This window comes from Paenibacillus violae (assembly GCF_032461945.1).
Classification (GTDB): domain Bacteria; phylum Bacillota; class Bacilli; order Paenibacillales; family NBRC-103111; genus Paenibacillus_E; species Paenibacillus_E violae.
Genome location: NZ_JAWCUD010000006.1, coordinates 108,150 through 121,331, shown reverse-complemented (window position 1 = coordinate 121,331; position 13,182 = coordinate 108,150). Strand labels below are relative to the sequence as shown.

Here is a 13,182-nt window from a genome sequence, read left to right as displayed (position 1 = left end):
ACAAACTCCTTCATGTTCTCAAAAATAGCACTTTTAATAGTTTACCACATTTACGAAAGGATGAGAAAAACCACAAAAACGCCTCCCCCCGGATGTCCGTGAGAAGGCGTTTTACTTCCTTTTATTAATCTTAAATAGGATTAAACATCTCTAATATGCGTTTGGTCAAAATTCGGCGGATTGAACCAGTTGCCTCCACTGGCTACCCAAGTGGAATCCAGAGGCACCCAAATTTTGGACTCCTTCAGGTACACTTCGTTCCAAGCGTGGGGTCCATAACTGCCCTGTCCGTCATATCCAAGGCCAGTTACGACCTTCACATCCAGCCCTACTGCTCTTGCCATTTGGGCGTATAGCCTTGAATAATCGATACACACGCCTTCACGCGTATTGAACGTATCTTCCGGTGTCTGTTCCTTCCAAATACGCTGTTCTTCATACAGCTTCACTTTGTCCCAATCATAATGGACTCGGCTGCCCACCCAATTGTACAGCAGCTTCGCCTTCTCTTCGTCCGTGGTTCCGCTGGCGGTTACTTCTTTGGCCGCATCTACGATGTTGCCAGGGACCTTCGCATCCAGAACTTCATATTTTCGTTGTAAAATATTCGTAAATTCCTGCTCCACCGCCCGGGTAAATACCGGCACCTTATCGGCGATGAAATCCCCGGTGAAGGGAGAAATAACTTCCTTCGCCCCTTTTTGATACATCTGAGAAGACTCGATATAAGGGGTTACCATCGAATGCGGGAATAGAGTGACATAGATGAACAAAACGGCAATAAGAATGAGCGCACGCGCAAAACCGGCCACAGAGCCGATGGCGCCCCCGGAAACCGAGGAAATAAACGAATGGCTGCGTTCCCGATAAGGGTCGCGATGAGCCAGCCAGGGTCCGATGAGCGGATCAATCAGCAGGTTCAGAAGCTGCTTCACAATCATATAGCCAAGCAAAAACAATACGCCGAAACGCAGTAACGCGAAATCTCGAATGCTTGTCAGAGCCGTATAATACGCTTGTTTGAGAGCGCTAATCTCTACGGATGGCACTTGCAGATTCTGACCCTTCAGCCAGGTTTGAAGCAAAGGTGATACGAGCTGCACACCTTTCCACGCAACGAACATGGACAAGATGACGACCACCGCTTCCACGAGCATGGAGAGCAGATGTTTGGCGGACCCAGACCCGCCTCGGAAAAAGCCCTGAAGGACAGAGCCTGCGAAAGTGAGCACAATCACAATGGATATGAAGTTTATTGAATTGGCTTTGAACCAGGAAATATCCGTCATGACTGCTCACCATCCTTACTTATTTTTCTACTAACCTGCGTTTTTCTTCGCTTGCTCAATGAAAGCATTTACTGCCGCATTCGCATTCATTTTAAAAGTTTTGCCTAGAAAAGTAACCTGCACTTCATCGCTTCCTGCTTTGCCTTCAACTTTCAGACTCTTCGTCGAAACGATAAAAGAACCGTCCGAATTTGCTTTGAATTGCGCTTCTTTGGCTTCCGAAGTTAACGCATTAATCGCTTTATCTTTGACCTCATCGCCAACCTGGGATACGACGCTTGTCCCAATATCCTTTATTTTATCCTTATAACTTGCTCCATAAACGACGAGAGCACCAACTACGACAAGGACAACAATCCATTTAACGACTGTTTTTACAATCCCGATAACAATAAATAAAACAATAATAGCAGCAACTAGTAAATACCAACGATCCTGTGCGAATGAAATCCACTGATCCAAAAGAACCCCTCCTGTTTATCCAAAAGTCCATCCCTATCATACTACAGGGAATCCTTAGTCTTCATCCCTTTTTTTCTTTAACTGCGCCAGTTTTCGCTGAATTTCATCCGTTTGATCGACTCTGCCTCTCGTTTTGCGAAAGGACTGCCGGAGCCGGAATACTAGAAATACAGCGACGCAAGCAAGCAAAAGAATCACATATGAATCCATAACTTCCTCCATCCCAATTGTGTCAATTATACGGAAAGGTCATATCCATCGGACGAGCGGCGTACATCTTAAGAAGAGACAAGTCTAAACAAGGTGGTGAGCACATGCGAACAGCCCTTTGGCTGTACTTATTTATGTTTGTGGCTTTTTTTGATTTGCACGCACAGTACCCGATTCTGTCACCTTTCGCCTTATCCTTAGGGGCCGCTCCTTCCTTTATAGGGCTAATCATGGGCGTATACTCGATCACGCACTTGCCTGGCAATCTCATCGCTGGCTATGGCGTGGACAAATACGGCAGCAAATTTTTCATTGTCTTTAGCCTGATTGTAGCAGGGATCATCTTACTTTTTCAATCGAATGTAAAAGATCCATGGCACCTGCTCTACATTCGTTCCATAAGCGGATTTGTACTTGCCTTCTTATCGCCGGCCTGCTTGTCACTACTGGCACGCATCGCCAAAGACCGCATCCAACAAAGTAAGCTGATGGCGGGAAATGGCCTGGTCCACACATTAGCTTCCGTGGTTTCTCCAGCGGCTGGAGCCATTCTGGTTGCCAAAATCGGTTTTACAACCGCTTTTTCCGTGTTGGGCTGGATTCTGATCATAACGGGATTCCTGGCTATCTTTGGTGTCAAAGAGAAACAGCTGCTGAGCCAGTCCGCCGGCAAGCTTCAAGTTTTGGATCATCACGGCCACGGGATGCCGGATGAGGATGCCAACTTTCCTGTCGGCGCGTCCGTTCCTTGGCTATTTTTTCTTATTCCAATGGCGCTTTCCTGCTCGCAAGGCATTTTATTCTTTGAGCTGCCGCTTATGGAATCCGCTAGAGAATCCATTCTCACCTCCGGTGTATTTTTTACATTGATTAGCTTAGGCGCTCTGCTGAGTATCTCATTCTGGTTCCTTAACAAGGTTTCACCATTTATCCGGACCGTCTGTGGAAGCTTGTCGTTAGCTGTAGTTTTCTTCGGCTTAGCCATCCAGTGGCCTATCCCTTTACCTGTTTCCCTCTTCCTGATCGGAATGGCCAAAGGTGTCATTTATCCCGCATTAGCTGCATTGCTTGCCAGCATTACCAGCAGCAGCCGGTATGGCCGCGTCTTTTCTTTGCTCTCGATTTCTTATTCCGTTGGCGCCTTTATCGGCCCAATGATGGCTGGGCAGCTTCGCGACCATATTTCCTCTTATTTCATCGCCTTCTTCATCCTCATGCTGGCACTTTCGCTTTTACCCTTGCGATCGTTTAAATCGCCGGTTACGACATAACGCTTCCCTGTTCATGGCGGCTTGACATGTGCAAGCCGTCTTTGTGCTGTCAATCTCTGTCATTTCCCGGGAAATGGCAGTGTATTATTTAGGCAAACGTCGAATGGAATCCTTGGATCGCGTACAAAAACGGGTTATACTACAAAAAAACCTGATGGAGGATAGCCCATGTCGATCACAATCATTGTAGAAGGCAAAAACGACAAAAGCCGCTTAAAGCGCGTCGTTGACGATAGCGTCCAGATTCTTTGCACCTTCGGAACACCTAGCTCGCAAACCTTGGAAGAACTACGAAAAAAAGCCGGAGACAAGCAGGTTTATTTGTTTACGGATAATGACTCTTCGGGTAAAAAAATACGCTTTCTACTGCGGGATACGTTCCCGGATGCCGAACAAATCTATACGCGCAAAGGATATGCGGGAGTCGAGGGAACACCAGAGGAATACCTGATTCAGCAATTAGAAAAAGCAGGCCTGGAGGAGTATATTATCTACCCTTCACCAGATCCTGCTTTTGAATAGTTGATGTCGTTAACTTATTTCTCTTTGGACAAGGTTACCACATCTTTGACAATATGGTTCGCATCGAGTTCCGGATTGCTTGCATCATAATAATTGCGCAATTTCCCTTTTTTATCAACAAGTAAAATAGCATTGGAGTGAGAGAAGTTTCCGTCCTTCTCCTTAATGACCATGATGCCGAAGTCCTCAGCCAGCTTGTGGGTCTTCGCTTCTTCCCCCCGGAGGAACATCCATCCGCTTGGATCAGGCTTGGACTCAAACTTGCTTCCGAACTCCTTGAGAACAGCCGGTGTATCCCGGTTCGGATCAACGGTGATGGAGATAATTTCGGATTTCGTGCCGAACAGCTCTTTTTTCTTCAAAGCATCCTGGACTTGCGTCAACAAGAAAGTTGTCGGCATACAAACGTCCGGGCAAAAAGAATAGAAGAAATAAACGAGCCTTACTTTGCCATCGGTATCAGCGGAAGCAACGGTCTTCCCATCCAAGTCTTGCAGTTGAAAAGATGGAGATTGCTTCATCGCCGTCAAGCGTTGATCCGGTTCGCTGCTGTTCACCCAAAGCTTATAAGCAAATGAAGCAATCATTGCAATCAAGATAGCGCCCAGCGCCAGCTTGAACCAATTTTTTTCAAAAAATGTACTCATTCTTGTCATCCGTCCTTCACTAGCTAATCTTTACCGTATCAATGACCATGAGGATCGATAAAAGTGTTAGATACATAATCGAGAAAAGAAACATGCGTTTCGCCCATACAACTTCAGCTTCACCTGTTGCTTTGAAACCCTTCACACTCATGAACACCCAGATTAATCCGAGAATCGTGGAGCCAATTAAGAAGAGGTATCCTTCATAACCGTAAGCGGTCAACATAACGGTAACCGGAACGAGCAGGACCACATAACGGACCATGGAAATCTTAGTCACGTATGATCCTTTGACGACCGGTAAAAGCGGGAATCCAGCAGCCCGATATTCTTCCATGCGGCGAATGCCCAGCGCCCAGAAATGCGGCGGCTGCCATAGAAATAAGAAGAGGAACACCAAGATAGCACCTAAATCCACCGTACCGCTAACTGCGCAGTAACCGATGACCGGTGGCGTCGCACCAGAGAATGCGCCTACGAATGTACTCCAGACTGAGGTTCTTTTGAACCATGCCGTGTAGAGCCAGACATACAAGAACAAGCCTATTAACCCGATCAATGTTGCAAGCGGCGAAGCTGCTCCAAAGTAGAGGACAGCTAGTCCGATCGTTCCCAGAATAATGCCGTACCATAACACGACATTGGGTCCGAGTCGTCCACTAGGAAGCGCTCTGTTCTGCGTCCGCTCCATTTTGGCGTCCATTTCACGGTCCAAGTAATTATTCAGCACCGTACCGCCTGCCATGACAAGAGCCGTTCCGAGCATGGTAAAAAGTAAATGGGCCCAACTTACGTCCCAGCGAGCGGCCATCCAATATCCGGCGAAAGCCGTCATTAGGTTGGAATAAATAATCCCCGGCTTCACCAGGCGATAAAAATCTTTTAACGTCACAGGCTCTGCAGATGTTGACTTATTAACGGCATCTATGGCTTCGTTCCGAGCGGAACCTGGTGTCGAATCGTTAGAAACGCTTTCGTAACTAGCTTGATTTTCCACGTCTTGCCCTCCTCTATATCGAACTTCCGAGCTATTTATTTATAATCTCATTTATCATACCAACCCCTACACGGTTTGACAATGAAGTGGGGGCAGATGTCATGATATTGTCGATTCTCCTTCCAGTATGCGTGTAAATTAAACTTACCATTCTCTCCCAATGGAAAAAAGACCGCATTTTCGGTCATACCACGCCATTAAGCTGTATAAAATTCCAGTTCCACCGCTAACGAGTACACGAATCGCCACATCGCGCGGTAGCGAAACAAGGATAAGTGACTTCGTCGTCCTTGTAGGAAAGGAACTACAGGCCACTATTCTAGCAAATCCAGCCCGTTTCCGCTTTCGAGCGGAACTACAAGGCCTTATTTGACCGCCTCATCCCGTTTTCTTCTAGAAAACGGACAATTAGCGGTCCACAGTTCCCCTCCGCGCGAAAAAGATCCAATTTTGACGAAATAGCACCCTGTAGTTCCTCTGACAGGAGAAACTCGCGTCAAAAAAAGGAGCCCTAAGGGCTCCTACCAACCTATTTATTAACCATTAATGGGGTTAAAGCAAGCAAGCTGCGGCGTAATTCATGCCAAGCTTGAGCAAGGACGTGCTGCAATTGCCAGGCATGCCGCCCCATGGCCGTGACAATGATCCCGTGTTTGTAAGTGAGGCTGGCACCGACGCGTACTTGTTTAATGTCATTTATCTTCTCCAGGCAAGTCAACAGGCCATCTAAGTGTTTCTGCCCAAGCTGATCCGAGAAGATATACAAATTGCCCAGATGCGTTTCCTGCTCCCAACTCCCAGGGGCTGTGAGCTGCATATCTTCGGGCTCAATTCTCTGGTTCTGATAATAAATCAGTTCCGTGCCATACCAAACTTTCATTCGATTCGTATAACGTAAGTACTGAAAAATTTCTCCCCTCTGTGTTCGTCCCGGACAGAGCACATCAGAGAATATGCACGCAGCTCCCGGAGCAAGATGCACCTCCGTTTCAGAGAAGAATTGTGCATCTTTGTACAGCATGAGCGGCTCAGGGATGTACTCCAGCAACGCCCCCGCCTCCACATGCAGCGACTGGCGCTGCGTGCTGCCTTGCTCCCCTAAAGAAGGATGAACCTTCGTGAATGATTGGTTCGTTAGAAAAACACGTGCGCCCTCTTCAAGGCGCACGTTCATTTCGTAATGATCCCCTGACATCAGTCCCGGGGAGCAGTCCATCATATAAACGCCCAGTTGTTCCATGGGCTGGTCCCCGGTGAACGTATCGTTCTCGTAGCGGAACGTCTTGGCAATTTTGAGCGGGGAGGCGTGATATTTGTGAACCAGCTGCGTGACGCCGCTGCGTACCGCAAATGCTGCCTGGATCTCCCCGGTCACCTTAGGCATGGCTGAACTCCTGCTCCACCCATGTCACAATATCATCAAGACCTGTGCCGCCCATCAGGTTGGAGAAAATATACGGACGGTCGCCGCGCATTTTTTTCGTATCCGAGTCCATGACTTCCAGACTGGCTCCGACATAAGGAGCCAAATCGATCTTGTTAATGATGAGCATGTCGGATCTCATAATGCCAGGCCCGCCTTTGCGCGGAATTTTCTCCCCTTGAGCGACATCGATAATATAGATGAAGCGATCCACTAATTCCGGGCTAAAAGCTGCAGCCAAATTATCGCCGCCACTCTCGATGAAAATGATATCGAGATGCTCAAAACGTTGCTCCAGCTCTTCAATCGCTTCGAAATTCATGGAAGCATCTTCACGAATTGCCGTATGCGGGCATCCACCTGTCTCCACCCCGATAATGCGATCTTCAGGCAATGCCTCCGAGCTTATCAAAATACGAGCATCTTCCTTCGTGTAGATATCATTCGTAATCACCGCAATACTGAAACGGTCGCCTAGTTTGCGTGCCAGACGCTCGACTAAAGCTGTTTTGCCGGAGCCGACAGGCCCACCGATTCCAATACGCATTGGACGGCTTCGATCCACAGACGGTTTCTCCCATTGATGGTGATGATGATGACCTTGTCCTTGACACATAGCCATTCCTCCTTGAATTTGAGTTAAGACATGAACAACCGCGAATATAGGGTCTCGTGCTGCATCATCGCCAGATCAGCCGAGGGTGAATTTGTATATGCATCCATAGGATCTAAATGAGCTACGCGCTGCCACTGGCTTCCGATCAACGGAATCACCTTGGCAAGCAGCATTTGGCCTTGCGTTTGCCCCATGGACATGAGCCTGAGAGCACTGTTGATACACGTCATTACACAGCTGTACAGGTAACCCTCCACCGCTTGATCCAGCGGGACGCTAAGGTGATAGCTCACCCATCCATGTACCATCGGATGATTGGCACTGCAGCGCCCGTCCTTCACGGCTTCATCTAAAGACTTCCAGTCCACTTCGGGATACATAGCCCGGGATAACTGCAGCAGCCTGCGTCCCATCTTCTGAACGCCGCTTCTCGCCTCACTTGATACCCGCTGCACATGCAGCATGTGGTCAATTGCCCAAAGCTGATTCCACTCCCCTTCGGGAATATGCATGTAGGCTGCTTTGATCACCATCGCATCAGATGATGACCAGCTGTGGAGGAGCATGGTGCTGATGTAAGCCTCAAGCTCATCGACGGTTTCCAAACGTCCTTGCTGAACCAACGTTTCCAAACCAAAAGAATGTGAGAAGCCCCCGATCGGCAATGCTGAATCTAGAAGCTGCTGGTAGGCAAGCCAATGAAACTTTGGGGCTACTACTTCTTGCTGCGTGGCCGCTGCCCGCTGCACCTCATCCATGAGCATCACCCACATTTTTTAAAATAGAAAATATAATTGCGCCATCGGAAGCTTCGTCGCCGGCTCACAGGTGATGGCTTCGCCATCCACTTTGACTTCATAAGTCTCCGGGTTCACTTCTATGGAAGGCGTCTCGTTGTTATGAATCATGTCTTTCTTTGAAATTTCGCGACAGCCCTTCACAGGCTCAACCCGCTTCTGTAGACCGAGCCTTTGCGCGATGCCATTGTCATAAGCCGCTTGAGAAACGAACGTCAGCGAGCTTTGGGTCAAAGCTTTGCCGAAAGCCGCAAACATCGGCCTTCCGAACACAGGCTGCGGTGTTGGAATGGACGCATTGGGATCTCCCATTTGCGCGTAAGCAATGCTGCCGCCTTTGAGTACCAAATCAGGTTTAACCCCGAAGAACATCGGGCTCCAAACCACTAGATCAGCAAATTTGCCCGGCTCAATGGAACCAACCAAATGCGAAACGCCATGCGTAATCGCAGGGTTAATCGTATACTTGGCAATGTAACGCTTGATGCGGAAATTGTCGCCTTCCTCCGTATCCGGAGTGAGCGGTCCCCGCTGTTTCTTCATCTTATCCGCCGTTTGCCAGGTGCGGATGATAACCTCGCCAACCCGTCCCATCGCCTGTGAATCCGAGCTCAGCATGCTGAACACTCCAAGATCATGCAGAATATCCTCGGCAGCGATCGTTTCCGGGCGTATCCGCGAATCGGCAAATGCCACATCCTCAGGAATCCGGCTGTCCAAATGATGACAAACCATGAGCATATCCAAATGCTCTTCAATTGTATTAATGGTGTAAGGACGTGTCGGATTGGTCGAAGAAGGCAGAATATTCAGCTCAGCAGCGGCCCGGATGATATCCGGCGCATGCCCTCCGCCTGCTCCTTCTGTATGATACGTGTGGATGGTACGGCCTTTGATGGCCGCCAGCGTATCCTCCAAAAATCCCGCTTCATTTAATGTATCCGTATGAATGGCGACCTGAACGTCATATTGATCGGCTGCCTTCAGGCACGTGTCGATGGCCGCCGGTGTCGTTCCCCAATCTTCATGCAGCTTCAAACCGATGGCGCCAGCTTCAATCTGTTCAATTAATGGCGCCAAGAAGGAGGAATTTCCCTTCCCTGTGAATCCCAAGTTCATCGGGAACGCTTCAGCAGCTTCCAACATCCGCTGCATATGCCAGGCGCCAGGTGTGCAGGTTGTCGCATTCGTGCCGGTCGCCGGTCCTGTACCGCCTCCGATCATCGTCGTCACGCCGGAGGACAGCGCCGTTTCGATCTGCTGAGGGCATATATAATGAATGTGCGCATCAATTCCTCCGGCCGTCACGATTTTACCTTCGCCAGCGATGACCTCCGTGCTTGCTCCGACAATCAGATTCGGGTGCACACCATCCATAATATCGGGGTTGCCGGCTTTGCCAATTCCGACGATATGTCCATCTTTGATTCCGATATCGCCTTTCACAATGCCCCAATGATCGATAACGACAGCGTTCGTAATCAGCGTGTCGAGCACACCTTGATCTCGGGTGGCACCACTGGACTGGCCCATGCCGTCCCGGATGACCTTCCCACCGCCAAATTTGCATTCGTCCCCATAGACAGTGTAATCATGCTCAATTTGCGCCCATAATTCCGTATCCGCCAACCGAATAGCATCGCCGGTCGTAGGCCCGAACATCAGCGCGTAGCTCTTACGATCTATTTGACTCACACGCTTTTCCCCTCCCATGCCTGCCATCTAGCTCTCGTTTCATCGGACATCTGGTCTTTAACGGCCGGCCCTTCGCTTAAGTTATTGAGCCCATAGGACAATTTGGCTCCGCCTAACTCGACAAGCTGAATCGGCTTTTGCTCGCCGGGTTCAAACCGAACGGCCGTCCCCGCTGGAATATCCAGATGCATGCCAAAGGCCAGTTCTCTTGGAAACGCCAACGCTCGATTCACTTCAAAAAAGTGATAGTGGGAGCCCACCTGAATAGGTCGATCTCCTGTGTTCGTGACGATGACTTCGACGGTTTGTCTGCCTTTATTCATTTCTATAACGCCTTTGTTTATTCGATATTCTCCCGGAACCATCTTCTCGCCCCTTTCGATCGATTCATCCATTTCGTTAGGTAATGGGTTGGTGAACCGTCACCAGCTTCGTGCCATCGGGAAATGTAGCTTCTACCTGTACGTCATGAATCATCTGAGGAACACCTTCCATAACCTGCTCGGCTTTCAAAATGGTCGTACCGAACATCATCAGTTCGGCAACCGTCATGCCATCTCTGGCGCCTTCCATAATTTCAGATGTAATAAGTGCAATACTTTCGGGATAATTCAGCTTTACGCCTCTTGCCAGTCGTCGCCTTGCTAAGTCTGCAGCTACTGTAATGAGGAGCTTTTCTTTCTCACGCTCGGTTAAATGCACATCATCACCTCTTCAAAAACCGAATAATGGGATTCTTTTACACTTATTATATTCGGATATTTCATACTTGTAAATCTTTAATGTCATATTAATTAACATAAAAAACGTGATTTCTCTAATAAAATTCCATATTTTATACATCAGGCACAAAAAACTTGCATTTTCATGTGCATGAATCACAAAATGAAAACCGATATATGTCATGAATATTGACATTAACCTTTTGCCCACTTTATCATAAGCCTTGTAATCCAAATCTTGTAAGTAAGGGAGTGGGACGAAGAATGAGAGAGATAAGAAACAAAGGGAAACTCACCGTCGCTTTAAGCATGGCATTGATGTTGGTCGCAACGGGCTGTGCAAAGTCGGAGCCTACTGCATCCACCGCAACAACGAAAGCGGCAGAAGTCAAAGCGGAAACGAAAGACGAGACTGTACCTGTTGGTATTCTTCACTCTCTGACGGGCACGATGTCCATTAGTGAAGTATCTGTACGAGATGCGGAGTTAATGGCGATTGATGAAATTAATGCAGCTGGGGGACTCTTAGGCAAAAAACTAAAGCCCGTCATTGAAGACGGCGCATCCGATTGGCCTACTTTTGCAGAGAAAACTAAGAAGTTACTGCAAAAGGACAGTGTTGTGACAATTTTCGGTTGCTGGACATCAGCCAGCCGTAAAGCGGTCCTTCCGGTCGTCGAGCAAAACAAAGGATTATTGTGGTATCCGGTTCAGTATGAAGGCGTAGAATCCTCACCGAACATTTTCTATGTAGGCGCAACAACGAACCAACAAATTATCCCCGCTGTAACCTGGCTCCTCCAAAACAAAGGCAAGAAGTTCTACCTCCTCGGTTCAGACTATGTTTTCCCAAGAACAGCCAACAAAATTATTAAAGAGCAGCTGAAAGCCGAAGGCGGCACCCTTGTCGCTGAAGAGTATACGCCGCTTGGTCACACCGATTACAACACAATTATTAGCAAAATTAAAAAAGAGAAGCCGGATGTTGTTTTCAATACGCTCAATGGCGATAGTAACGTAGCTTTCTTCAAGCAATTGAAAGACGCTGGCATTACGGCCAAGGACTTAACAACCATGTCGGTTAGTATCGCCGAGGAAGAAGTGCGCGGTATTGGAGCTTCCGTTCTGGATGGACACTACACGGCTTGGAATTACTACCAAACAACGGATACACCGGAGAACAAAAAATTCGTTGAAGCCTACAAAGCGAAATACGGGAAAGACCGCGTAACGGATGATCCGATCGAAGCCGGTTATACCGCCGTGTACCTATGGGCAGAAGCAGTTAAAAAGGCAGGCTCATTTGATGTAGAGAAAGTAAAAGCAGCTGCCAAAGGCATCCAGTGGAATTCACCGGAAGGTAAAGTCACCATCGATGGCGAGAACCAGCATATTTCCAAAACAGCGCGTATCGGCCAAATAGGCGCTGACGGGCTAATTAAAGAAGTATGGAATTCCGGTCAACCGCTCAAGCCGGATCCTTTCCTCAAAACGTATCCATGGGGCGGCGAAGTAACGAAGAAATAAGGCTCACCGATAGGATTGCTCTTGAAACCAGGTCTGCCTGACGGCAGCCCTGGATTTCATTATTTTACTCGGGGTTCACTAAGGGGGAAGCATCGTCATGAGTTTGCTGCTGCTTCAATTATTCAACGGCCTAAGTCTTAGCTCCATCCTGCTCCTGATCGCTATTGGGCTCGCCATTACATTCGGGCTTATGAATGTCATGAATATGGCCCACGGCGAGTTTATTATGATTGGAGCCTACATGGCCTATCTGGTCCAGCACGGGTTCCAAAAATTCCTGCCCGCCTCAGCTTTTGGCTGGTATTTCGTTGTTTCGCTCGGCGTCGCCTTCGCTGTAGCCTTCCTTGTCGGGTGGCTGTTGGAAGTTTGCCTCATTCGGTTCATGTACGGCAGGCCTTTAGACAGCCTGCTTGCCACATGGGGCGTCAGCTTAGCCCTGCAGCAGCTGGCCAGATCCATATTCGGCGCGCCTAATGTCGCGGTGAAAGCTCCCGAGTGGTTGGAAGGCGGACTCCACCTTACAGCGGACCTCACGCTGCCTTACAAGCGCCTCTTCATTATTGCGCTGGTCGCGCTCTGTATCTTCGTGATCTATATGTACTTATATCACTCAGCAGGCGGCAGACGGATGAGAGCCGTGATGCAGAATCGGCAAATGGCTGCCTGCCTTGGCATTTCTACACGCCGAGTAGATGCGCAATCTTTCGCTTTCGGCTCTGCAATGGCCGGCATTGCCGGATGTGCACTAACCTTGGTCGGACCTATTGGACCAACGATCGGCACGTACTACATCGTTGACGCCTTCATGGTTGTTGTGCTTGGCGGCATCGGGAAGCTGATTGGTACAGTCGCCGGAGCTTTGGGCATTGGCGTATTCAATACCGCGTTGGAGTACACAACCAGTGCGACAATTGGCAAGGTACTTGTCTTCACACTTATCATCGCCTTCTTGCAATGGAAACCGATGGGACTTGTGACGATCCGTTCAAGATCCTTAGATTGAA

General features: G+C 48.6%; 15 protein-coding genes. 4 read left to right on the top strand and 11 right to left on the bottom strand.

What is annotated here, in order from left to right:
- Positions 1–140: 140 nt before the first annotated feature.
- From RQP52_RS18425 to RQP52_RS18415, 3 genes are read right to left on the bottom strand one after another with little or no spacing between them, the layout of a single operon-like run.
- A complete protein-coding gene (locus RQP52_RS18425; RefSeq protein WP_315953231.1) occupies positions 141–1,289 on the bottom strand; it encodes a transglutaminase domain-containing protein in 1,149 nt (382 codons plus the stop codon).
- Between the two features lie 30 nt (positions 1,290–1,319).
- Positions 1,320–1,751, bottom strand: coding sequence for a hypothetical protein (locus RQP52_RS18420; protein ID WP_315953230.1), 432 nt, complete (start codon positions 1,749–1,751; stop codon positions 1,320–1,322).
- Positions 1,752–1,805: 54 nt separating this feature from the next.
- On the bottom strand, positions 1,806–1,961 hold the full coding sequence (locus RQP52_RS18415; RefSeq protein WP_315953229.1) for a hypothetical protein: 156 nt from the start codon (positions 1,959–1,961) through the stop codon (positions 1,806–1,808).
- Positions 1,962–2,065: 104 nt separating this feature from the next.
- On the opposite strand from RQP52_RS18415, the gene RQP52_RS18410 reads away from it, so the two are divergent.
- Positions 2,066–3,232, top strand: coding sequence for an MFS transporter (locus RQP52_RS18410; RefSeq protein WP_315953228.1), 1,167 nt, complete (start codon positions 2,066–2,068; stop codon positions 3,230–3,232).
- 168 nt (positions 3,233–3,400) lie between these two features.
- Positions 3,401–3,754: a toprim domain-containing protein gene (locus tag RQP52_RS18405; RefSeq protein WP_127452971.1), complete on the top strand. Its 354-nt coding sequence runs from the start codon at positions 3,401–3,403 to the stop codon at positions 3,752–3,754.
- A 14-nt stretch (positions 3,755–3,768) separates the two neighbouring features.
- Here the strand turns inward: RQP52_RS18405 and RQP52_RS18400 are convergent, their stop codons facing one another.
- The 8 genes from RQP52_RS18400 to RQP52_RS18365 all read right to left on the bottom strand — a co-directional run bounded on the left by RQP52_RS18400 (position 3,769) and on the right by RQP52_RS18365 (position 10,631).
- Positions 3,769–4,401: an SCO family protein gene (locus RQP52_RS18400; RefSeq protein WP_315953227.1), complete on the bottom strand. Its 633-nt coding sequence runs from the start codon at positions 4,399–4,401 to the stop codon at positions 3,769–3,771.
- 19 nt (positions 4,402–4,420) lie between these two features.
- Positions 4,421–5,398 carry a heme o synthase gene (gene cyoE / locus RQP52_RS18395; RefSeq protein ID WP_315953226.1) on the bottom strand — a complete coding sequence of 326 codons (978 nt, stop codon included), beginning with the start codon at positions 5,396–5,398 and terminating at the stop codon, positions 4,421–4,423.
- Between the two features lie 529 nt (positions 5,399–5,927).
- A complete protein-coding gene (locus tag RQP52_RS18390) occupies positions 5,928–6,782 on the bottom strand; it encodes an urease accessory protein UreD (RefSeq protein WP_315953225.1) in 855 nt (284 codons plus the stop codon).
- On the bottom strand, positions 6,775–7,437 hold the full coding sequence (ureG, locus tag RQP52_RS18385; protein ID WP_315953224.1) for an urease accessory protein UreG: 663 nt from the start codon (positions 7,435–7,437) through the stop codon (positions 6,775–6,777). Before ureG ends, RQP52_RS18390 begins: the two co-directional genes overlap by 8 nt.
- Before the next feature lie 23 nt (positions 7,438–7,460).
- Complete coding sequence (locus tag RQP52_RS18380; RefSeq protein WP_315953223.1) at positions 7,461–8,210, bottom strand: urease accessory protein UreF; 750 nt, start codon at positions 8,208–8,210, stop codon at positions 7,461–7,463.
- Positions 8,211–8,213: 3 nt separating this feature from the next.
- Entirely contained in the window at positions 8,214–9,929 is a 1,716-nt protein-coding gene (ureC, locus tag RQP52_RS18375; protein ID WP_315953222.1) for an urease subunit alpha, read from the bottom strand.
- Positions 9,926–10,294 (bottom strand): urease subunit beta, encoded by a 369-nt coding sequence (ureB, locus tag RQP52_RS18370; RefSeq protein ID WP_315953442.1) that lies wholly within the window; start codon positions 10,292–10,294, stop codon positions 9,926–9,928. Before ureB ends, ureC begins: the two co-directional genes overlap by 4 nt.
- Positions 10,295–10,328: 34 nt before the next feature.
- Positions 10,329–10,631 (bottom strand): urease subunit gamma, encoded by a 303-nt coding sequence (locus tag RQP52_RS18365; RefSeq protein ID WP_315953221.1) that lies wholly within the window; start codon positions 10,629–10,631, stop codon positions 10,329–10,331.
- Between the two features lie 284 nt (positions 10,632–10,915).
- On the opposite strand from RQP52_RS18365, the gene urtA reads away from it, so the two are divergent.
- Both urtA and urtB read left to right on the top strand, forming a co-directional pair.
- Entirely contained in the window at positions 10,916–12,178 is a 1,263-nt protein-coding gene (urtA, locus tag RQP52_RS18360; protein WP_315953220.1) for an urea ABC transporter substrate-binding protein, read from the top strand.
- A 97-nt stretch (positions 12,179–12,275) separates the two neighbouring features.
- Positions 12,276–13,181 carry an urea ABC transporter permease subunit UrtB gene (urtB, locus tag RQP52_RS18355; protein WP_315953219.1) on the top strand — a complete coding sequence of 302 codons (906 nt, stop codon included), beginning with the start codon at positions 12,276–12,278 and terminating at the stop codon, positions 13,179–13,181.
- Position 13,182: the final 1 nt, after the last annotated feature.